This window comes from Streptosporangium sp. NBC_01469 (assembly GCF_036227305.1).
In the GTDB taxonomy this organism is placed as follows: domain Bacteria; phylum Actinomycetota; class Actinomycetes; order Streptosporangiales; family Streptosporangiaceae; genus Streptosporangium.
The window spans coordinates 3226489-3248155 of record NZ_CP109465.1; the positions used below are offsets into that span (position 1 = coordinate 3226489).

The following is a 21667-nucleotide window of genomic DNA, read 5'->3' on the forward strand; positions in this document are numbered from 1 at the left end:
ATGCGGGCAAACTTCATCTTCTCCGAGGTCTGGATCGGCCTCCGCCGCAACCTCACGATGACCATCGCGGTCATCGTGACAGTGGCGATCGGCATGGCGTTGCTGGGCGTCGGTCTGATGATCAACTCCCAGATCTCCAGCATGAAGGACTTCTGGGCGGACAAGGTCGAGGTCTCGGTCTTCCTGTGCAAGAAGAACGATCCCTTCCCGCAGTGCAAGGGCAGCGGTGGCGTCAACGCCCAGGAGCAGGCCGAGCTGAAGTCGACCATCGAGGCCATGCCTCAGGTCGAGTCGGTCGCCGTGGAGAACGCGGCCGAGGCCTACCAGAACTTCCGGGACCAGAACGCCAACAACACCGTGCTGCTCTCCGCCATCCAGGTCGAGGACATGCCCGAGTCGCTGCGGGTCAAGCTCAAGGACCCCGAGGCCTACGGGCCGGTGATCGAGGCGGTCAAGGGCGCCCCCGGGGTCTCCAACGTGGTCAACCAGAAGGAGCTCCTGGAGACGTTCTTCGGGCTGCTGGAGAAGCTCCGCTGGGCGGCCCTGGTGGTGGCGATCATCCTGGTCTTCGCGGCCACGCTCCTGATCGGCAACACCGTCAGGCTCTCGGCGTACAACCGCAGGCGTGAGACCGGCATCATGCGGCTGGTGGGGGCCTCCAACCTCTACATCCAGCTCCCGTTCGTGATGGAGGGCGTCATCGCCGGCCTGATCGGCGGTGTGGTGGCCGCGATGCTGCTGATCGTCAGCAAGGTCTTCCTCTTCGACGGGGTGCAGATCTACCTGTCTCCCAACAGCCAGCTGTCCTGGGAGACGGTCGCCTCGGTGATCAGTATCACCATGGTCTTCGGCGTGCTCATCTGTGTGCTGGCGTCCTTCGTCACGCTCCGCCGCTACCTGCGTGTGTGACGATCCCGTGACCCCGTCCGCCGTGACCGTCCCGCGAGCGCGGTGCGCCCGCGCGCCGATCGAGGCCCCGCCCGCGCTCGCGGGCGCGGCCCGTGGCCCCGGTCACCGGTAGGCTCCAGACATGCCACGTGAGACCGGGCGGAAGGTAATCGCCCAGAACAAGCGTGCCTGGCACGACTACCACATCGAGGACACCTACGAGGCTGGTCTCGTGCTCCAGGGCACGGAGGTCAAGTCGCTGCGGCTCGGCCGTGCCTCTCTCCTCGACGGGTACGCCGTCATCAAGGACGGCGAGGCCTGGCTGATCAACGTCCACATTCCCGAATACACCATGGGGACCTGGACCAACCACGCCGCGCGCCGATCCCGCAAGCTCCTGCTCCACCGCAAGGAGATCGACAAGCTGGTCTCCAAGACCAAGGAGGGCGGCCTGACCCTGGTGCCGCTCGCCATCTACTTCAAGGACGGCAAGGCCAAGATAGAGATCGGCCTCGCCAAGGGAAAGAAAGACTGGGACAAGCGGCAGACGCTGGCCGAGAACCAGGCCAAGCGGGAGATGGCGCGCGCGCTCAGGCACAGGAACAGGTGATCGTGAGGGGCAGGGCCCGGCGAACCGCCGCCGCCGCGCTCGCGCTGGTGGCGACGGCTCCCATGCTGTCCGCCTGCTTCGAGGAGCCCTCGGCCCACGAGGCGGTGCGTGACTTCCTGATCGGCTGGCAGACGGGCGACTACGCCGCCGCGGCCAGGCGCACGGACGGCGACCAGAAGGTGGTCAGCCGGGCGCTGGAGGACGCCAAACTCCAGCTCGACGCGGCCTCGTTCCGCTTCAACGTCACGAGCATGCGGCGCGCGGCGGACGAGGTCGAGGCCGACTTCGACGCCGAGGTCGACCTGGGGGAGAACAACCCCCTGTGGGAGTACGAGGGCAAGCTGCCGCTCCACCTGGTCGACGGTCAGTGGAAGGTGCGCTGGTCGCCCAGGGTCCTGCACCCCCAACTGCGCGAGGGTGAGCGGTTCGCCGTGAAGGTCATCCCCGAGGGCCGCCAGCCGATCCTCGACCGCAACCGCGACCCGCTGCAGGACAAGGCCGTCCTGTACGTGGCGAGCGTGGTCCCGGCCAACCTGAAGAGCGGCGCGGCGGAAGATCTCTGCGAGAAGCTCTCCAAGATCACCGGTTTCCCGCAGGACCGCCTGCTGAGCCGGATCCGCTCCGCGCCGCCCAACCTTCAGGTGCCGCTGGTCACCTTCGGCCGTACGAAGTTCGGGCAGCTGCGAGGCCAGTTGGAGGCCATCCCCGGCATCGAGCTCTCTCCGCAGGAGCAGGCGCTGGCCCCCGCCTCGCCCACCCAGATCGTCGGCACCGTCACCGCCGTCACCCCGGAGAGCGAGCAGCAGCTCGGCGGCCCGCAGCGGGCCGGGGACACGGTCGGCAGGGCCGGTCTGCAGAAGGCGTACCAGGAGCATCTGACCGGCTCGACCGACACGAGTGTGATCACCGTCGACCTCAAGACGCTCAAGGTGACCGAGCTCAAGAAGTGGCGGCCCGACCGCTCCACCTCGCCGGTCGAGACCACGCTCGACCGCTCCCACCAGAAGGCGGCCGACAGAGCGCTGCTGGGCGGGACTCCCGGCATGCTGGTCGCGGTCCAGGCTTCGACCGGCGACATCCTGGCGGTGTCCAGCACCCCGGAGTACAACCAGGAGAGGCACGCCCTCGCCGGGAGGTTCCCGGCCGGGACCGCGTTCTCGATCATGTCCGTCGAGGGCATGCTGAGGGCGAAGATCGATCCCAAGCAGAAGCTGGCCTGTCCGGCCGACAGGTCCGTCGGGGGTGCCGCGTTCCACCAGGAGGGCGTGCCCGCCGGGAGTTCGCCGACCCTCCAGGCCAACTTCGCCACCGGCTGCGTGACCGCGCTCGCCGCGCTGGCCCGCAGGATCAACGGCTCGGAGCTGGCGGCCGACGCCGCGAAGTTCGGCATCGGAGTGTCCTGGACCCTCCCGCTGAAGTCGTTCAGCGGCTCCGTGAACTCCAAGAAGCCGCTGAAGAACGACGCGGCCACGGCCAGGGCCATCACCGGGCAGAACGTCGTGGTCAGCCCGCTGTCCATGGCGCTGGTCGCGGGGGCCGTCGCCTCGGGCACCTGGCGCCCGCCGGTCCTGGTCACCGAACCCCGGACGGCCGACCCCACGACCGACGCCAAGCCGTCCAAGGCGCCGGACCCGATCAAGCTGGACGACAAGACGGTCGAGACCCTCCGCGTCTTCATGCGCAGCGGGGTGACCGCGGGCTCGGCGCGTGCCGCCGCGGCCCTCGGCGACCCCGTCCACGGCATCACCGCCGTCGCCTCGCAGAACCGCAAGCCGCTCGCCTGGTTCGTGGGGTGGCAGGGGGACGTGGCCGTCGCCGTGCTGGCGCAGAGCTCGGACGCCGCGGCGGGAGCGGCCGTCGCCGGGCGGTTCTTCCAGGGGCTCCACGCCGGACTGTGACTATCTGTAATATTTTTTCACTCTGAGCAACTGTGGGGTGTCTCGTTTGCGTCCTTCTAAGTGACCGGGCTCCGCTTGGGGGGTTGCGGACTCGGTCGCTGTGATGAGATCAGGGCTTCATCTCGGGGGAAGCCCTGCCGTCAGGACCGGCTCGACCCTGCCGGTCGACCCCGGGGGCGCTCGCGATTCGCGGGTGTCCCCGGGGTTTCGGCGTTCGGGCGTTCGGCGTTCGGGCGTTCGGCGTCCCGGTGGTTCCGGTCGCCTTGTGCTTCCGGCCTCCGCCGGGGGCCGGCCTGCCCGGCCGGGGGGTGCCCTCCGCAGTTGGGCGAGGCCTTGGCAGGTCGCCGGGCTCCCGCCGCGCCTCCGTTGCCGGCACCGGCCCGCACGCCATCCGGCGCGGTCAGGCGGGGTCCGCCGTGGCGCGCCGGGCGGGAATTCGATTCGCGTTAGCCGTGTTGTAAGGGGTATCTTCGGATAGCTCGGCCCCTCGGGGTCGCGTTGAAAACTCAACAGGGGGTGACTGGTTTCGACTTTGGCTTTTCAAGTCAGGTGAAGCGGGTCGAGGACTGCGGACATAACCTCGTTAACACTGTGACCGCGACCAACAAGTGCCAATAAGACGCACTCCGAAGTCAGCCAGGGCAACCTGGCACTCGCCGCCTAAGCAGCGAGTGACTTCTGCCGGCCCGGGAGCGCCTCCGGCCCGGATCCGGCATCGCTAGGAGGCTCAACCGATCGACCCGGCCACGGGGAAGATCGGGAAATTTTACTGTGGCTGAGCCCGTCGGCGACTTGCCTGCGTGATTGCCGGGGCTGAGAAAAGCACAGCAGGCTCCACCCGGAGAAGCCCTGTCTTGGAGTTGAAGGACGCGGGTTCGATTCCCGCCACCTCCACCCCCGTTCCGCACCGAACCGTGCGGAACAGATCGCCGAAGGGCGGTCGGGTCGGCGCCACCGCCGCCCCGGCCGCCCTTGGTCTTTCCACGTTCCCCGGTGGATGGGTCGCCTTCGAACCTGCCGTGGTCTACGGCTCCAGTTCGCGGAGCCGCTTGGCGATCTCGGTCACGTCGTCCAGCTCTCCCGTGGTGACGGCGATCACGAGGGCTTCGGCGGCGTCCGCGTCGGTGCCGCTCAGCGTCTCGCCGTTCAGCTCCAGGAAGACGACGGCCGAGGTCCAGCCGAGCCGCTTGTTCCCGTCGACCAGAGGATGACCGATGATCAGGCTCTGCATCAGCGCGGCCGCCTTGGTCCACAGGTCGGGGTAGGCGTCGTCCCCGAACACGCTGGTCTGCGGCCTGAGCACCGCCGCGTGCAACTGGCCGCCGTCTCGCAGGCCGACCGAAGGCAGGATCTCCTCGGCGATGGCCAGAACGTCGGCCTTCGTGAGGTAGACGGTCATTTGGAGAGCCTGTCCAGGAGTTCGGCGTCACGCTTGGCGACCTTGCGGGCGATGGCCCGCACCGCGCTGGTCTGCCTGCGTTCCAGATGCTCCTCGATGGCGAGCAGGATTTCGGCGTTGAGGCTGTTGTCGCTCTCGTCGGCGACGGCGCGCAGCCGCCGGTGGGTCTCGTCGGGAAGGCGAAGGCGAAGGTCCATGACGAGATGGTACCCAATGGCGGTACCGGAAAGTGGTGTCATCCCTTCGCGCCGCAGATGCCGGAGGACTCGTCCGCGCGTCGACCAGGGCCGCGCCGCCCCTGCGGCACCTGGTCGTGATGTCGCCCCGTGGTTCCCGTACGCCTAGATGGTGAGTGCGGCCTCGATGCGCCTGAGGTGGTGCCTGGCCAGGGCCAGGTTGGCGCGGTCGCGGTCGAGCACCAGGTAGAGGAAGGTGTGGCCGGCGCTGTCGGACAGGAGCCTGATGATGTGATACTGCTTGGCCAGCGTGATGAGGATGTCCTCGACGGCGTCGTTGATGTTCAGCGCGGCCAGGGTCCGGACCTTCGCCCGGACGACGTCGGTGTTGCCCGCGGCCGCCACCTCCAGGTCGAGCTCGCGTCCTCCCCCGATCGTGCCGAGGCACATGCCGCTTTCGTAGTCGACCAGCGCCGCGCCGACCGCGCCGTCGATCGTCATGCTTTCCTTGAGGGCGGTTTCGATGTTCATGAGCTTCTTTCCCAGGTGAACGGGTGCGTCCCGGTGCCTCGCCGGGGGAGGGGACTATCGGACACGCAGATGAGGCAGTTTGTGACTGTCGATACGTAAAGTACACTTAACTACTACCGTTAGTGAAGTGCAATATGGTGTAGTAGCGGATGATCGGCTCATTCAGGGAGATATCCCGAGCCTGACCTCGTGGCCGGGGACATGCCCGTCCCCTTCACAGGGTCAGGGGCGTCGTGCCGCGTCCGGGCGTCTCCCGGCTCGTCCGGCGGCGGTCTCGTCTCCCCGTCCGGGCGCCCGCGGGAGAGTCGGTGAGGTATCCGATGGTGAGGGCCGACCCGCATTCCGCACCTGAACGACTCGCCCTCCGCGAGCAGAACCAGAGGTGACCTTGTGCCGTCGTCGGCCGTGACCCAGCCGATGCCGTCTCGTGGAGCGATGGACCGCTCCCTCTCCCAGAACGGGATGACGGTGTGACCGCCGCGGAGCCGGAGGTCCTGGGCGAGATCGGAAAGCTCCTGCGCAGACTCTCGCCCGAGGGATTCTCCGGTGTGCTGCGCGTCGAGGGCGGTCCGGGAGGGGCACTGTGGGTCAGGGACGGCCTCGTGGTGGCCGCCACGACGCCGGTCGCCCCCGGCCCGGAGTCGCTGCTGCTGCGGTCGGGCAGGGTGTCGGAGAAGGACTGGACCGACGCGTACACGACCGGTGCCCCCTCCGACCGGCTGGCCGCCGAACTCGCCGGGCGCGGCGTCATCGGCGAGGCGAGCCTGGAGGCGGTGTGCCTGGCCGCGCTCTTCGACGCGGTGTTCGCCATGGTCCTCTACGGTGTCGAGTCGTGTGCCGCGGAGACGGTGGGGCCAGGCGACCGCCTGCCGCTGCTGCCCGTCCTGCCCGGGGTCGGGCGCGAGCGGCTGGCGCGGGAGACCGCGCGCCGCATGGGGCACGTGGAGACCTGGCGTCGGCTGGGCCTGTCCATGCGGGTCAGGCCCGTGCCCCCGGCCGTCCCCGTTCCCACGCTGCTCGGCTCCGACCGCATCCGCCGTGCCGTCCTGGAGCGGGCGAACGGACGCCGGACGCCGCGCGACATCGCCTTCGTCCTGGGCAAGGGCCTGTTCTCGGTGATGAGCGAGATCGCCAGGATGGTCGAGGAGGGGGTGCTCGACCTCGACGGTCCGTCGGTGGAGAAGGAGACCCCCGCCCCCGAGCCCGCGGCGGAGGATCCGGACGAGAGCTCGGGCTCCCGGCTGCCGCGCCGCCACCCGGGCACCAGCAAGATCAATGAGATGCTGGCCGCCATCGGGGGAGGACTGATCCGATCCCGGCCCCTCCTCGCCCCCCGGTCCCTGCCCCCACCGGAGCCGGAAGAGATCGGCCCCGCCGGTGACTGACGGCTTCGACACCCCCGCCGCGGCCCGGACCGGCACCTTTCCGCGCCGGGGCGGCCGAGACGGCGCCCCGTCCACCGGGCTCGCTCGGGCTTCCGGGAAAGTCCCTTCGCGCGGCATCGTGCCGCGTTCCCTCCCTGGGCCCGCTCGGACTTTCGAGAGAGCCCTTTCGCGCGGCATCGTGCCGCGTTCCCTCCCCGGGCCTCGAGCCCGGGGTCGTCTCCACGCTGGAGGTATGTGATGAGCAGGCAAGCGGTGCTCGCCGAGCTGAAGATCCTGCGCGATCAGGTGGTCGGCGTGCTGGAGACGGCCGTCGCGTCCGTGGACGGGTTGCTCGTCGCGGCCGACAGCGAGGGGGCGAGGCCCGAGGTGCTGGCGGCGCTGGCCGCCGCCACGCTGGGCCTGGGCAAGCGGACGGGCTACGAGGTGGGCATGGGGGAGCTTCGCGAGGTGGTGACCCGCTGCCGCAGCGGATACATCGTCGTCTACGCCGTCCGCCAGGAGGCGCTGCTCGTCGTGCTCGCCGACGAGGGGCTGGACGTCTCCCGGTTGCACGTGGAGTCCCGGCCCACGGTCGAGAGGCTGGGCGTGCTGCTCGCCGGAGCCTGACCGGGACTCCACCCACCACCTTTACCCGCGCGGGGGTGGTAGGTCGTCGGTACCTGCCGCTTGGCGCAGGACGTCGCGGTGAGCAGGTTCACGGCGGGCGGGCCGTCCGGCCCCTCTCCGTGACCGCCCTGTGTAGTTGGCACGCATTGTCAAGCACGTGGCACCAACGACCAAAGACATTTCCCCGATGGTTCCCGATCCTGGAATCAGCGCTCGCGAACGACGAACCGCAAACGCGCGGCGCGAAATCCCATCTGAGAAAGGATCAATGAATGATCACACGTCGTCGAATCAGCACCATTGCGCTCGCAGTGGTGTGCGCCGCTGTGCCGCTGACCACTTTCTCCGTGTCCGCGGCTCAGGCAGGCACGAGCGGCACAGCCGGTTTCGGCCCGACACGGTGTATCAACATCGGGAACGGCGACCTGTGTGCCACCGGCATTCCCGGCTCTCCCGCCGGTTACGACGCGGCCTACGCCAAGAGAGCGGGTTCCGCGCTGACCGCGCGGTTCCACCTGCAGTGCCAGAACGGTTTCCGGCGGTCCGACAACGGCGCCTTCTCCATCTCGGCGGGTCAGAGAAGAAGTTTCGTCTTCTCGGTCGGTAACCAAGGGTCTTGCCAGGTGGTAATGCAGGACATCACCAACAACCAGAACTTCCACAGCGCCTGGGTGCAGCCCTGAAACACCGGTCAACGATGACGGGGTCGAGACGGCGATCGGTTCGTGCCCTCGCCGGGGCTGTCTCGACACCCCCGCACCGTGGTGGTGCGGGGGCCGCGGGCGTCGTCGCCCCCATCCAGCCGCTGCGGCAGGTCGTTCAGGACACGTCGACCCAGTCGAGGGTGCGCTCGACCGCCTTCTTCCAGCCCGCGTAGCCGGTGGCCCGCTGCTCGTCCGACCATTGGGGCTCCCAGCGGCGGCCCTCCTGCCAGTTCTGCCTGAGCTCGTCGGTCGACTTCCAGAAGCCGACGGCCAGCCCCGCCGCGTACGCGGCCCCCAGGGCGGTCGTCTCGGCCACGACGGGCCGGGAGACGGGCACGCCGAGCAGGTCGGCCTGGATCTGCATGCACAGGTCGTTGGCGGTGACGCCGCCGTCGACGCGCAGGACGTCGAGGGTGACGCCGGAGTCCTGCCGCATCGCCTCGACCACGTCGCGGGTCTGGTAGCAGATGGACTCCAGGGTGGCCCGCGCGAGGTGGGCGTTGTTGTTGAAGCGCGACAGGCCGACGATGGCGCCCCGGGCGTCGGACCGCCAGTACGGGGCGAAGAGGCCGGAGAAGGCGGGTACGAAGTAGACGCCGCCGTTGTCCTCGACCTGCCGGGCGAGCGCCTCGCTCTGCGCCGCCCCGGAGATGATGCCGAGCTGGTCGCGCAGCCACTGCACGGCGGAGCCCGTCACGGCGATGGAGCCCTCCAGCGCGTACACCGGCGGCTCCTCGCCGAAGCGGTAGCAGACGGTGGTGAGCAGGCCGTTCTGGGAACGTACGAGCTCGGTGCCGGTGTTGAGCAGCAGGAAGTTGCCGGTGCCGTAGGTGTTCTTGGCCTCGCCGACGCCGAAGCAGACCTGTCCGACGGTGGCGGCCTGCTGGTCGCCGAGGTCGCCGGAGAGCGGGACCTCTCCCTTCAGCGGGCCGGTCGCCCGGGTGGTGCCGTACAGACCGGGGTGGGAGGAGGGGGCGATGGACGGCAGCATCCGGCGGGGGATGCCGAAGAACGACAGCAGCTCGTCGTCCCAGTCGAGGGTCTCCAGGTCCATCAGCATCGTGCGGCTGGCGTTGGTCGGGTCGGTGACGTGCACGCCGCCGTCGGTGCCGCCGGTCAGGTTCCACAGCAGCCACGTGTCGGTGTTGCCGAAGATCGCCTCCCCCGCCTCGGCCGCCTCGCGCACCCCCTCGACGTTCTCCAGGATCCACTGGATCTTGCCACCGGAGAAGTACGTCGCCGGGGGCAGGCCCGCCTTGCGGCGGATGACGTCGCCCCTGCCGTCGCGGTCCAGGGCGGAGGCGATCCGGTCGGTGCGGGTGTCCTGCCAGACGATCGCGTTGTGGTACGGGCGTCCGGTCCTGCGGTTCCAGACCACCGCGGTCTCGCGCTGGTTGGTGACGCCGAGCGCGGCCAGGTCGGAGGCGGCGAGGCCGGCCCTGTTCATCGCGGTCTCGATCACCGCCCTCGTGCGCTCCCAGATCTCCGTGGGGTTGTGCTCGACCCACCCGGCCCGCGGCAGGATCTGCTCGTGTTCGAGCTGGTGGCGGCCTATCTCGTTACCACCATGATCGAAGATCATGAAACGGGTGCTCGTCGTTCCCTGGTCGATCGCTCCGACGAAGTCAGGCATGGATGGTGCCTCCTTTGTGAGACTCTCCGGGAGATCTGCCGCTCTCCCCGTGACGGTTCCCGGCCGCGGTCGTCGTCCCGCTCCCGTTCAGGCGGTGCCGGCCCTCTCGTCGGACGGCGGCACCCGCCCCACCTCGGGCGCGGCGTCCTCGGGGGGAAGGAATCTGGCGATCAGGATCTGGTACAGGAACGCCCCGATCAGACCCCCGATCACCGGTGCCACGATCGGCACCCAGAAGTAGAGCTGGCCGTACTGATCCTGCCAGGCGGTCTCGTACCCGGTGAGGTACGAGGCAAGCCGCGGCCCGAAGTCGCGTGCGGGGTTGATGGCGTACCCGGCGTTGGTGCCCCAGGCCATGCCGATGGCCACGACGATCAGGCCGACCACGAAGGGGGCCAGGTTGGCCATCGGTGCCGAGTTGCGCACGTCGGAGACGGCGAGGATGAGCAGGAGCAGGATCGCGGTGCCGATCACCTGGTCGCGGAAGGCGCCCCAGGTGCCGATGGGCAGGCTCCCGTTGCCGGGCAGGGTGGAGAAGACGCCCTGGGTCTTGATCGTGAGCCCGGGATCGGCCTTCTGCAGCACCTCGCTGTAGTTGAGGCGGACGATGAGCGCCGCCACGAACGCGCCCGCGGTCTGTGCCAGGGAGTACGGCAGGACCTTGCGCCAGGGGAAGCCCTTGAAGGCGGCGAGCGCGACGCTGACGGCGGGGTTGAGGTGGGCCCCGCTGGTGCGTGCCGCGACGTAGACGCCCAGGGTCACCCCGAGCCCCCACGCCCACGCGATGCTGTCGTGGTCGCCGATCTCGGCCGCCACGACCTGGGCCACCACAGCCACCCCGAACAGGATAAGGATCATGGTGCCTGCGAACTCGGCCGCCAGCTCGCCGACAAGCCCCCGGTTCTTCAGGCGCTCCGCCATCTTTCCCCCTCACGACGCCGTTCGGATGCCCGGACGGTAGGCGCGAATTTCAGGGCAGTCAACGGTAACGTGACGAAATTATTGAATTGTGGTCAACAATCTAAGTCATTGGTAACGTCACCGAAATATGATCCGACGTCCTTACTTGCGACGTCTCCGCCGGGTGAGAATCCCGTCACCGCCCGGCGTTCCCATGCGAGGAAGCCCTTTTCTCATCGGGGTCACAAGGTGCCGCCAAGAACCGCTCCGGCGGGAACCTTTGCCGGGTGTGGAGGTCAACCCGCAGGTCAGAGGGGGATGAGAAGCGTATCGTCAGTGCGCTTGGAGGAATTCGATGGGCCGTCTCAGAATGGGCAGGGCCGGTGTGGCCGTCGTCGCGACGGGGGTCGTGCTGGCCGGATGCGGATCGACGGGGTCGGACGAGGGCGACGCGCAGAAGGCCAAGGTGGCGGCCGCGGCGAAGGCGTCGGCCGCCGCCGCCTCGCAGGCCAACCTCCTCAAGGCCAAGACGCAGGCCGCGGCCAAGGTCAAGGCCAACGAGCTCGGACAGGTGCCCGTCCTCATGTACCACCGGGTGGTCGACAAGCCCTCCACCCAGGATGACCGTACCCCCAAGCAGTTCCGCACCGAGCTGGAGAGGCTGGCCAAGGAGAACTACGTCGCGGTCACCGCGGCCGAGTTCGTCACCGGGCGCATGGACATCCCGGCGGGCAAGCATCCCGTCGTCCTCACCTTCGACGACTCCTCGCCCTCGCAGTTCGAGCTGGACGGGATGGGGCTGCCCAAGCCGAACACCGCCGTCGCGATCCTCCAGGACGTCGCCAAGACCTACCCGGGCTTCCGCGGTGTTGGAACGTTCTACGTCACGCGCGACATGTTCGGTAAGGCGACGCCCGAGGAGGGCGCGCAGATGCTCCTCTGGCTCACCGGCAAGGGCTACGACATCGGCAACCACACCCGCGACCACCTCAGCCTGGGCGGCAAGCCGAAGAAGGCGGTCAACGCCGAGGTGGCGGCGGGCCACCGGCTCATCACCGGCCTGATCAAGTTGCCTCCGGTCACGCTGGCGCTGCCGTACGGCAACCAGCCGGACGGCAAGGAGTGGGGTCTCAAGGGCTCCTCAGGCGACGTCTCCTACGACTACGGCGGCGTGTTCCTCGCCGGTTACACCCCGGCCATGTCGCCGTTCAACAAGAAGTTCGACCCGCTCGGCATCCCGCGCATCCGCTCGATGGACAAGAAGGGCGACTGCGTCAAGTTCTGCTCGGTGGCCTGGCTCGACTGGCTGAAGGCGAACCCCGACGAGCGTTACACCTCCGACGGAGACGTGAAGACGGTCGCCTTCCCCAAGTTCAAGGCGCCCTTCGTGGCCAAGTCCTTCACCGACCGCGTCCTGCCCTACTGACCGGCCCGGCCGCCCTCGCCGGGCGGCCACGGTGACCCCGCGGTTCCCCGCGGGGTCGACCGGGAGCCGGGTCGCCGGGATGGCCGGTTCACCGAGCCGGTTCATCAAGCCGGTTCATCAAGCCGAGCCGGTTCACCGAGCCGGTTCATCAAGCCGAGCCGGTTCATCGAGCCGGTTCGCCGGGATCAGCCGCCGGGGAGCTCTTCGAGCGGAACGACCACGGTGGTCGTCGAGCCGTCGGGGCGCAGGATCTCCACCTTCGCGTCCTCGCCGGGCTTGAGCTGCGCGAGGACCGCGGACAGCTCCTGGGTCGACGGGGTGGGGATGCCGTTGACCGAGACGATCAGGTCTCCGGCCTCGAGTCCCGCCCTCTCCGCGCCGCTGTTCCGCTGCACCCGTACGACGCTGATGCCCGCGGGCTGCCCGTTCATGTCGATCACGGTCCGTACGACGACACCGAGCGCGGCCCTGCGGGTGTTGGTGACCCTGCCGTCCCGGATGATCTGCGTGGCGACGTCCTTGACGATGTTGGCCGGGATCGCGAAGCCGATGCCCGGGGCCTGGGCGTTGCCGAGTTCGGGGTTGACCGCGGTCAGGGTCGGCACGCCGACGACCTCGCCCCTGAGGTTGACCAGGGCGCCGCCGCTGTTGCCCGGGTTGATGGGCGCGGAGGTCTGGATGGCTCCGCTGATCGTCGCGCCCGGCGAGTTCTCGCCCATGGGCTCGGTGACCGTGCGGCCCAGCGCCGAGATGATCCCCTCGGTGACGCTGCCCGACAGGCCCAGCGGGTTTCCCATGGCCATCACGATCTCGCCGACCCGCAGCCTGGTGGAGTCGCCGAAGACGGCCGGTTTCAGCCCGGTCGGGTCGTCCACCTTGATCACGGCCAGGTCGCCCAGCTTGAACGAGTTGACCAGCGTCGCCGTACGCGGGGTGCCGCCGTTGGCGAGCGTGACCTCGAAATGATTGGAGCCCCCGACCACGTGGGCGTTGGTGATGATGTGCCCGGAGGTGTCGTACACGATTCCCGAGCCGAGGCCGTTCCCCGTGGTGATCTGCACGATGGACGGCAGCACCTTGATGATGGTCCGCTCGTACGCGGCCTCCAGGGTGTCCGGGGTGAAAGAGCTCCCTGGAGAGGTCCCGGCGGAGGTGCTCGCCGACGCGCCGGGTGTGGGGGCGCGGGGTGAGCCGGTCATCCCGGACGTTTGCAGTTCCAGGCCCTGACCGCAGCCCGCGAGCGCCATGACGGCGGCCGCCAGTAGCGCGGCGCCTGTCTTTGATACCCCCATACAAGGGTATTTGCCCAGCTCAGAGAGGAAGATACGTCTTGCGAAGATTGCTGCGGCTGAGCTTGCCCGTGGGGGTGCGCGGCAGCCGGTCGCGGTACTCGATCACCCGGGGGTGCTTGAGGCGTGCCAGCCGGGACGCGCAGTGGGCCAGCAGCTCGCCGGTGAGGTCCGCGCCCGGGATGGCGCCCGCGGCGGGCTGGACCAGCGCGACGACGCGCTGGCCCCACTCCGGGTCGGGTACGCCGATCACGGCCACGTCCGCCACCGAGGGGTGCTCCTGGAGCACGGCCTCGATCTCGGCCGGGTAGACGTTGACCCCGCCGGAGATGATCAGGTCGGTGCGCCGGTCGCAGAGGAACAGGTAGCCGTCCTCGTCCAGATAGCCGATGTCACCGGGGGTGTAGAGGGGGCCGCGCATCGCGGCGGCGGTCTTGGACGGGTCGCGGTGGTACTCGAAGCGGTTGATGCCGCCGATGTAGACCATGCCGGGCTCGCCGGGCGGGAGCGCCGCGCCGTCATCGCCGACGATCGTGAACTCCAGGCCGTCGATCGCCCGGCCGACCGTGCCCGGCCGCTCCAGCCACTCCGCCGAGGAGACCATCGTGGCCACGGCGGCCTCGGTCGAGCCGTAGTACTCCCACAGCACGGGGCCGAGCCACTCGATCATCGCCTGCTTGGTGGCGGGCGGGCAGGGCGCGGCACCGTGGTAGAGATGCGTCAATGACGATAAATCGTGCTTTGTCCTGATCGAGGTGGGCAGGGCCAGCAGCCGGTGGAACATGGTCGGCACCATGAACGCGTTGGTCACCCCGTACCGCTCGACCAGCTCCAGCGTCTCCCCGGCGTCGAACCGCTCGGTCACCACGACGGCGTGCCCGAACTGCAGGGCCATCATCGCCTGCCCGTACGGCGCCGAGTGGTAGAGCTGCGACAGCAGCAGGTGCACCCCGTCGGGCGGCAGCCCGAAGTGCCGCCAGCTCTTGCGCGTCAGGATCGGGTAGAGGTCCTCGGGGCTCAGCTCGATCAGCCGCCGCCGCACGCCCTTGGGCCTGCCGGTGGTCCCCGAGGTGTAGAGCATCATCGACCCGGCCCTGCGCCCCTCGGGCGGTGTGGCCGGCCGCCCCTCGGCGAGGGCGCCGGTCTCCACGAACCCGCCCGGCAGCGCGTGCCCGTACCGCTCGGCGCCCACCACCGTCCGCGCCGCGCAGTCGGCGACGATGTAACCGACCTCCTCGGCCGTGTAGTGCCAGTTGACCGGGACGTGATAGGCGCCGATCTGGTACGTCGCCAGCATCATCGTGATCGCGTCGACCCCGTTGGGCAGGACCGTCACGACGGCGTCGCCGGGCCGGGTGCCGCGTGCCAGAAGGCCGTGCGAGACCTGGTTGGCCCGCTCGTGCAGCTCGCCGTAGGTCACCGCCGCGGCCGTGTCCGTGACGACGGCGACGCGTCCGGGATCGGCCGCCGCGATCTCGTAGAAGCCCCTCGTAGCCCTCATGGCGCGACCATACAGAGCGACATTCTGTTCATGGAAGGGGAGAGACGGTTACCTGGGCTGATGCACACCTCGTGGCCGAAGCGTAATAAACGACGATGCGTCGAATCTTTCCGGGGTGACATAACCTGACGCTTATGGCGGACGTCGGCGGCAACTCCTCCGGGCGCTCTAACGAGAGATACATCCCCTCATATGACGCGCCCACGGCTCCCATACCCGCCATACCCGCCGAGGACGGTTCGATCATCAGCCCCCGGGTGCCCCGGAGGTTCCCCATCGGTGACGGCGAGGAGACCGTGCTGGTCTCCAGGCCCCCTGGATCGTTCCCCCGCCCGCAGTCCTCGCCCGGCACGACGTCCGGCGACCGGCGGGGCGAGCCGGGGGCGGACGCCGAGCAGGTGCGCGAGTCGGGCGGGCTAGGGACGATCCCGGTCAGGCAGGTAGGCGGTTCCGCGGGCCCCTGGCGCCCAGACCGGACCGGAATGCCCGGCCGGCCGGGTGCGCGGCCTCCGGCGGGCGCGGATGGCGGACAGAGTGACGGGCAGAGTGGCGGGCAGGGCGTGGCGGCCGGGTGGCCCGGCGCGGCGCAGCGGCCCGGCGTGTTCGCGGAGCCCGGCGTCCAGGACCGGCCGGGCGCGCAGGACGGCCCGGAGGCGAAGGGCGGGGCGAAGAAGTCCGGCGGCCTGCTGATGCGGATCGGCGACATCCCGATCCGGGTCGCCTACAGCCTGGGGGCCGCCGTCCTCACCGGTGTCGTCGTGGCTCTGATCTTCGTGCTGTTCTCCGGTGACGAGCCCGGGGATCCGGCCGGGGTCGGCCGGGCCGTGCTGCCCACCGCGAAGCCCTCGCCGACCGTCCCGCCGATCACGCTGCCCGCCCTGCCGGGCGCGACCGCCCTGCAGGTCCTGCCGGGCAGGCCGAGCACGGTGCTGGGCGCGGTGACCGACACGAGGTCCGCGCTGACCTACGTCAGCCTGGGCGCGCCGTGGGTGACCAAGGCCGTGCCGTCGTTCTCCGTCGGCCAGCAGGTCGGCGCGGCTCGGTTGCCGCGCACGGTCATCGCCTCGGGGCCGCTTCCCGGCGCCACCCCGGCCAAGGCCCTCAAGAGCGACGCCGACTACCGCAGGGCGGCGCTGAACGCGGTGAGGTGGACGATCCGCAACCACCACCCCGCGGGTGGCAAGGTCGCCTGGACCGCCTCGCAGCGGCTCGCCGGAGGCAGGGGGTGGACGCTCGCCTACCGGGTCACCTACGAGATCAAGGGTGAGAGGCACACCTCGCAGGCGGCGCTCGCCGTGGTCGACGTCGGCCGCCGCAAGCCCTCCGTGCTCTTCGTGACCGTGCCCGACACGCGCAAGCGGCTCTGGGCCGACATCGCCCCCCTGATGGCGAGCGTCCGCGCCCTCTGACCGTCCTTCCTGTCTCCCGGAAGCGGGATCTCCCGTGGTCGTCCACGGCGCGAGGCGGCGTACCCGGGGATGGGTTCGCGCGTTGTGATGGAAGTACCTTCTAGAATATGGTTCTGTCATTGAATCCTGTCTGGAGGCTGGCATGGCGATCGGGTTGAGCGAGGAGCACGAGGCGCTCCGGGAGTCGGTGACCGGGTGGGCGGAGCGCAACATTCCGTCCGAGGTCGTGCGCGCCGCCATCGCGGCGGAGGGTGAGGAGCGCCCCGGCTTCTGGGCAGGGCTGGCCGACCAGGGTCTGCTCGGCCTGCACATCCCCGAGGAGTACGGCGGCAGCGGCTACGGCCTGCTGGAGACCACCGTCGCCGTCGAGGCCCTCGGCGAGCGCGTCGCCCCCGGCCCGTACGTTCCCACGGTGCTCGCCGGCGCCGCGATCCTCGCCTCCGACGGCAAGGCCCACGCCGAGCTCCTGCCCGGTCTCGCCGACGGCACGCTGACCGGCGCGGTCGCGCTGGGCGCCTCGATCACCGGCACCCGGGGCGAGGACGGCACCCTGACGATCGGCGGCGCCGCCGAGCTGGTCCTGGGCGGGACGCTGGCCGACGTCCTGGTGCTCCCGGTGAGCACCGACCGCGGTGAGGAGTGGGTCGCGGTGGACGCCGCCGCGGCGACCGTGACCCCGGTCAGGGCGCTCGACCTCACCCGGGGGGTGGCCAGGGTCGAGCTGGACGCGGTCACCGTACCGGCGGGGCGGGTCCTCGACGGGCTGCAGGGGCCCGGGGTCCTCAACCTGGCCGCGATCCTGCTCGGCGCGGAGGCCGCGGGCCTCGCGTCGTGGTGCGTGACCGCCGCCGCCGGGTACGCCAAGGTCCGCGTGCAGTTCGGCCGCCCGATCGGGCAGTTCCAGGGCGTGAAGCACAAGGCCTCCCGGATGCTCGTCGCCCTGGAGCAGGCCCGCGCGACCGTGTGGGACGCCGCCCGCGCCACCGAGGGGACGGGCGGCGCCGCCGAGGTGTCGGCCGACGAGCCGGCCTACGCCGCCGCGATCGCGGGTGTGGTCGCCCCCGACGCGGCCGTGCTCTGCGCCAAGGACGCCATCCAGATCTTCGGCGGCATCGGCTACACCTACGAGCACGACGTCCACCTGTACTACCGCCGCGCGCTCACCCTGCGCGCCCTGCTCGGCTCCTCGGGCGAGTGGGCCGAGTCGGTCGCGGAGCTGGCCCTGAACGGCGTGAGCCGGGAGCTGGAGATCGAGCTGCCCGAGGAGGCCGCCGAGCTGCGCGAGGGCATCCGGGCCGAGATCGCCGGGTTCGCCGCGCTGGAGGGCCAGGAGCAGAAGCGGGCGCTGGCGAGCGCCGGATACGTCATGCCGCACCTGGCCAGGCCCTGGGGCCGCGACGCCAAGCCGCTGGAGCAGGTCCTCATCCTCCAGGAACTCAAGGCCGCCAAGGTCAGACTGCCCCAGATGATCATCGGCGCCTGGGTGGTGCCCTCGCTCGTCTCGTACGGCACCCCCGAGCAGCAGGAGCGCTTCCTGCCGCCCACGCTGAGCGGCGAGATGATCTGGTGCCAGCTCTTCTCCGAGCCCGGTGCGGGCTCCGACCTGGCGAACGTGCAGATGAAGGCCGAGAAGGTCGAGGGCGGCTGGCGGCTCAACGGCCAGAAGGTCTGGACCTCCGTGGCGCACTTCGCCGAGTGGGGCATCTGCATCGCCCGCAACTCCTCCGAGGGCTCCAAGCACGAGGGCATCACCTACTTCCTGGTCGACATGAAGGGGCCCGGCGTCACGGTCAGGCCGCTCACCGAGATGACCGGGGAGAACCTGTTCAACGAGGTCTTCCTCGACGACGTGTTCATCCCGGACGACCTCGTCGTCGGCGAGGTGGGCCAGGGCTGGAAGGTCGCCAGGAACACGCTGTCCAACGAGCGGGTCTCGCTCTCGTCGGGTTCCGGCGGCACCGGCTCGTCCGTCCCCGACCTGCTCGGCCTGGCCGGGCGCCTCGGCAGGGAGCTGACCCCCGCCGAGCGCCAGGAGCTGGCACGCGTCGTCTGCGAGGGCCACTCGATCGCCGCGCTCGGACTGCGGGTGACCCTGAAGCAGCTGACCGGCCTGGAGCCCGGCGCCGACGCCTCGGTCCGCAAGCTCCTGTCCACCTCGCACGCCCAGCACGTCTCGGAGTGCGCGGTCTCGCTGCTCGGCTCCTCGGCCGTCATCGCCGCCGACATGAAGCTCGGCGACGCCGGTTACTGGAACCGCGCCGTCCTCTCCACCCGGGCCATGACGATCTACGGCGGCACCACGGAGGTGCAGCTCAACATCATCGCCGAGCGGATGCTCGGCCTGCCGCGCGACCCCGAGCCGGGTAAGTGACCGGCCTCCCGCCGTGAGGGGGCGCGTTCTCGCCCGTCCGTGATCTCGCGGGCGGGCGCCGTCCGTCGAGACCCGTTACGTCGTGACGGGCTGGGTTTTGACCCTTCGGTTAGGCTTCGCGCATGTCGATGCGGTTCCGGCCAGGTGTGGTCGTCCGGAGCGCCGTCGCCGGTGCGATCCCGCTGCGCTGGTTCGGCGCCGTGATCCGCCGGGTCTACCCCCGGCTGGACGCCGAGCTGGCCCGTGCCGGGGAGTTCGTGCCGCGCGGCGGCACCGCCGTCGACGTGGGCGTCTGGTACGGGCCGTGGACCGCGAAGCTGCGGCGGCTCGGCTGCGACGTCGTCTCGATCGAGGCCAACCCCCGCCTGGCCGCCATGCTCGGGCGGACCTTCCCCGACGTCCGGGTGGTCGCGGCGGGTGCCTCGGACAGCTCGGGCACCGCGCGGCTGTGGATACCGGGCGGCGGGCGGGGAGCGGAGGCCACGGCCTCGCTCGTCCACGGGGCGGGGGAGGGCGTGCCGGTGGACGTCCCGACCGTCACCATCGACGAGCTGGACCTGAAGGACGTCCGGTTCATCAAGGTCGACGTGGAGGGCCACGAGCTCGCCGCCCTGCGCGGTGCCGCGCGGACCGTCCACCGGGACCGGCCCGTCCTGCTGGTCGAGCTGGAGACCCGGCACCAGGACATCGGCCTGGTCGTCGGCCAGCTCGCGGAGTGGGGCTACACCGGCTCGGTACTCACCGGCGGTGCCTGGGTCCCGCTGGACGGCTTCGACCTGGCCGCCCACCAGGAGGCGGCGGTCGGCGAGGTGGAGCGGAGCTTCATCTCCCGTCTCCTCAGGCCCGGCGGCGAGTACGTGAACATGGTGCTGTTCCGCCCCGCCGCCTCGTAGTGCGCACCCTTCGCGCCCCCGCCCTCCGCTCGGCCGCTCCCGTCTCGCGTCCGGCCGCTCCCGTCTCCTGCTCGGCCGCTCCTGTCCCGCGTCCGGCCGTTTCCGGCTCGTGCTCGGCCGCGCAGCCCGCCCCCGTCCCGCGTCCGGCCGCGGGGTGGCCGGTGTGAGCCGTCTCGACCGCGCCCGGCCGTGGGCCGCGCGCCTGGCTCCGGCCCTGGTGGGACTGGTCCTCGGGGTGCTCGCGCTCTGGCCCGCGCTCGGTCCCGGTTTCGTGCTCCGCTACGACATGGTGTTCGTGCCGGACCCGCCGATCCCGCCGGAGAGCGGCGGTTTCCCCCGCGCCGTGCCGAGCGACCTCGTGGTGGCCCTGCTCTCGTCGGTCCTTCCCGGGCAGATCGTGCAGAAGGCGATCCTGCTGGGGATCTTCGTGCTCGCCGCGACGGGCGCCGCCGCTCTGGTGCCGGGGGAGCGCCGGGCCGCCCGGCTGGCCGCCGCGGCGTTCTACGCCTGGAACGTCTACCTCGCCCAGCGGCTGCTGCTCGGCCAGTGGGCGCTGCTGCTCGGGTACGCGGGCCTGCCGTGGGCGGTGCGCGCGGTCACCCGCGCGGGGATCTGGAGAACGGTCCTGGCACTGCTCCCCGCGGCGGTCGGGGGTTTCCAGGCGATGCTCGTCTCGGCGATGGCGGTCGTGCCCGTGGCGGGCCGCCGGGCCCCGCGAGCCCTGTCGGCCGTCGCCGTACTGAGCCTGCCGTGGCTGGTCCCGGCGCTGGGCAGCGCCGCCGTCACCGACCCCGCCGGGGTCCGGGCGTTCGCGCCACGGGCGGACGGGCCGCTGGGCACCCTCGGCAGCCTGCTCACCCTCGGCGGCGTGTGGAACTCCGGAGCCGCCGTGCCCGGACAGGAGACCTGGTGGTCGGCCCTGGTCCGGCTGGCGGTGACCGTGGCGGCGGTGACCGGGTACGCCCTGCTCGCGAGGGGGTGGAATGACGGCGGGCGGCCCGCGTACTGGGGTGGGCTGGCGGTCGCCTCGGCGGCGGGGCTGGCGGTGGCGTGCGCCGGGGCCTTTCTGCCGGGGGCGGTGGAGGCGCTGGTCGGGCTGTGGCCCGGCTTCGGGCCGCTCCGCGACGGGCAGCTCTACCTCGCCCCCTTCGCCCTGCTGCAGGCGGTCGGCCTGGCCGCGGTGACCGCGCGCCTGTCCCCGGCGATCCGCCCCGGCATGCTCGTGCTGCCCCTGCTGGTGCTGCCCACCTTCGCGATGGGGGCGTTCGGCAGGCTGGTCGCGGTCGAGTACCCCCCCGACTGGTCCAGGGTGCAGAGGATCGTGGACGCGGACCCCGCGCCGGGGGCGCTGCTGACACTGCCGTGGGGGGCGTACCGGGCGTTCGGCTGGAACGGGGGCCGGGTGGTGCTCGACCCGGCGGTCAAACTCTTCCAGCGCGGGGTCGTCTGGAACGACGGCCTGCCGGTCGGGCTGGGGGACGGCCGCACGCTCACCCTCGCCACCGAGGATCCGCTGGCGCGCAGGGTCGGCGCGGTCCTCGCGGGGGCAGGCCCGCTGACCGGCCCGCTGGCCGCGGAGGGGATCAGTCACGTGCTCATCCAGAGATCGAACGAGAACTTGTTCCGTTCCAGACTCCCCGGCGCACGGCTGATCTTCGCTGGTCAGGACCTGCTTCTCTTTCATCTCTGATCCCACGAGATGCAACTATTTCGTGATTTACCAGCTGGTAACATTATTTATCACATTTTTACCGATTGACTGGCGAGGACCTGTATCAGGTTCTACTGTCGGGCACACTGCATGACCACGCGTTGGAGGGAGAGCTCGGGTGTTGCGAGTGATTGCCGCTCTGGTGGTAGGGGCAGTACTGGCGGTCGGTGCCTCGGTGGCCGTCGTGAACGTCGCGGCGCCGACCCCCGAGCCGCCCAACAGGCCGCTCTACAACTACGGCACCAGGTGACGCGCCGGGGCCGCAGGCCGGCCCCGGCGCCCACCTGAGCATCCGGGCCCCCGGCGCGGGGAGACCCGCTCCGGATCACATCGGCGG

The 21667-nt window shown here is 70.4% G+C and carries 19 protein-coding genes and 1 other RNA gene; 13 read left to right on the plus strand and 7 right to left on the minus strand.

Annotated features, from left to right (window positions below):
* The 4 genes from ftsX to ssrA all read left to right on the plus strand — a co-directional run bounded on the left by ftsX (position 1) and on the right by ssrA (position 4293).
* Positions 1-909, plus strand: coding sequence for a permease-like cell division protein FtsX (ftsX, locus tag OG587_RS14695; protein WP_329090597.1), 909 nt, complete (start codon positions 1-3; stop codon positions 907-909).
* A 121-nt stretch (positions 910-1030) separates the two neighbouring features.
* The gene (gene smpB, locus OG587_RS14700) at positions 1031-1498 is read left to right on the plus strand and encodes an SsrA-binding protein SmpB (RefSeq protein WP_329090599.1); all 468 of its coding nucleotides are present in this window, start codon (positions 1031-1033) and stop codon (positions 1496-1498) included.
* A 2-nt stretch (positions 1499-1500) separates the two neighbouring features.
* The gene (locus OG587_RS14705) at positions 1501-3396 is read left to right on the plus strand and encodes a penicillin-binding transpeptidase domain-containing protein (protein WP_329090601.1); all 1896 of its coding nucleotides are present in this window, start codon (positions 1501-1503) and stop codon (positions 3394-3396) included.
* 512 nt (positions 3397-3908) lie between these two features.
* Positions 3909-4293: a transfer-messenger RNA gene (gene ssrA / locus OG587_RS14710) on the plus strand.
* Between the two features lie 127 nt (positions 4294-4420).
* Here ssrA and OG587_RS14715 read toward each other — a convergent pair.
* The 3 genes from OG587_RS14715 to OG587_RS14725 form a co-directional block, all read right to left on the minus strand.
* On the minus strand, positions 4421-4795 hold the full coding sequence (locus OG587_RS14715) for a type II toxin-antitoxin system death-on-curing family toxin (RefSeq protein WP_329090603.1): 375 nt from the start codon (positions 4793-4795) through the stop codon (positions 4421-4423).
* The gene (locus OG587_RS14720; RefSeq protein ID WP_329090606.1) at positions 4792-4992 is read right to left on the minus strand and encodes an Arc family DNA-binding protein; all 201 of its coding nucleotides are present in this window, start codon (positions 4990-4992) and stop codon (positions 4792-4794) included. The genes OG587_RS14715 and OG587_RS14720 overlap by 4 nt, the downstream gene beginning before the upstream one ends.
* A 144-nt stretch (positions 4993-5136) precedes the next feature.
* On the minus strand, positions 5137-5502 hold the full coding sequence (locus OG587_RS14725; RefSeq protein WP_329090608.1) for a hypothetical protein: 366 nt from the start codon (positions 5500-5502) through the stop codon (positions 5137-5139).
* Positions 5503-5972: 470 nt separating this feature from the next.
* Here OG587_RS14725 and OG587_RS14730 point away from each other — a divergent pair, with 470 nt between their 5' ends.
* From OG587_RS14730 to OG587_RS14740, 3 genes are all read left to right on the plus strand, one after another.
* Positions 5973-6887 carry a hypothetical protein gene (locus tag OG587_RS14730; protein ID WP_329090610.1) on the plus strand — a complete coding sequence of 305 codons (915 nt, stop codon included), beginning with the start codon at positions 5973-5975 and terminating at the stop codon, positions 6885-6887.
* Positions 6888-7124: 237 nt separating this feature from the next.
* Complete coding sequence (locus OG587_RS14735) at positions 7125-7493, plus strand: roadblock/LC7 domain-containing protein (RefSeq protein WP_329090612.1); 369 nt, start codon at positions 7125-7127, stop codon at positions 7491-7493.
* 272 nt (positions 7494-7765) lie between these two features.
* A complete protein-coding gene (locus tag OG587_RS14740; RefSeq protein ID WP_329090613.1) occupies positions 7766-8176 on the plus strand; it encodes a hypothetical protein in 411 nt (136 codons plus the stop codon).
* Positions 8177-8312: 136 nt separating this feature from the next.
* On the opposite strand, the gene glpK is transcribed toward OG587_RS14740, so the two are convergent.
* Complete coding sequence (gene glpK, locus OG587_RS14745; RefSeq protein ID WP_329090615.1) at positions 8313-9830, minus strand: glycerol kinase GlpK; 1518 nt, start codon at positions 9828-9830, stop codon at positions 8313-8315.
* 87 nt (positions 9831-9917) lie between these two features.
* Entirely contained in the window at positions 9918-10751 is an 834-nt protein-coding gene (locus OG587_RS14750; protein ID WP_329090617.1) for an MIP/aquaporin family protein, read from the minus strand.
* A 334-nt stretch (positions 10752-11085) separates the two neighbouring features.
* On the opposite strand from OG587_RS14750, the gene OG587_RS14755 reads away from it, so the two are divergent.
* Positions 11086-12156 (plus strand): polysaccharide deacetylase family protein, encoded by a 1071-nt coding sequence (locus OG587_RS14755; RefSeq protein WP_329090619.1) that lies wholly within the window; start codon positions 11086-11088, stop codon positions 12154-12156.
* A gap of 185 nt (positions 12157-12341) precedes the next feature.
* Here OG587_RS14755 and OG587_RS14760 read toward each other — a convergent pair whose 3' ends face one another.
* Positions 12342-13448, minus strand: a complete 1107-nt coding sequence (locus tag OG587_RS14760) for a S1C family serine protease (protein WP_329090621.1) — start codon at positions 13446-13448, stop codon at positions 12342-12344.
* A gap of 19 nt (positions 13449-13467) precedes the next feature.
* A complete protein-coding gene (locus OG587_RS14765) occupies positions 13468-14946 on the minus strand; it encodes an AMP-binding protein (protein WP_329090623.1) in 1479 nt (492 codons plus the stop codon).
* Positions 14947-15080: 134 nt separating this feature from the next.
* On the opposite strand from OG587_RS14765, the gene OG587_RS14770 reads away from it, so the two are divergent.
* The 5 genes from OG587_RS14770 to OG587_RS14790 all read left to right on the plus strand — a co-directional run bounded on the left by OG587_RS14770 (position 15081) and on the right by OG587_RS14790 (position 21580).
* The gene (locus tag OG587_RS14770; RefSeq protein WP_329090625.1) at positions 15081-16355 is read left to right on the plus strand and encodes a hypothetical protein; all 1275 of its coding nucleotides are present in this window, start codon (positions 15081-15083) and stop codon (positions 16353-16355) included.
* Between the two features lie 142 nt (positions 16356-16497).
* Positions 16498-18726: an acyl-CoA dehydrogenase gene (locus tag OG587_RS14775; RefSeq protein ID WP_329090627.1), complete on the plus strand. Its 2229-nt coding sequence runs from the start codon at positions 16498-16500 to the stop codon at positions 18724-18726.
* Positions 18727-18848: 122 nt separating this feature from the next.
* Positions 18849-19619: an FkbM family methyltransferase gene (locus OG587_RS14780; protein ID WP_329090628.1), complete on the plus strand. Its 771-nt coding sequence runs from the start codon at positions 18849-18851 to the stop codon at positions 19617-19619.
* Positions 19620-19782: 163 nt separating this feature from the next.
* Positions 19783-21309 (plus strand): hypothetical protein, encoded by a 1527-nt coding sequence (locus OG587_RS14785; protein ID WP_329090631.1) that lies wholly within the window; start codon positions 19783-19785, stop codon positions 21307-21309.
* 139 nt (positions 21310-21448) lie between these two features.
* The gene (locus OG587_RS14790) at positions 21449-21580 is read left to right on the plus strand and encodes a hypothetical protein (RefSeq protein WP_329090633.1); all 132 of its coding nucleotides are present in this window, start codon (positions 21449-21451) and stop codon (positions 21578-21580) included.
* The last annotated feature ends 87 nt before the right edge of the window (positions 21581-21667 follow it).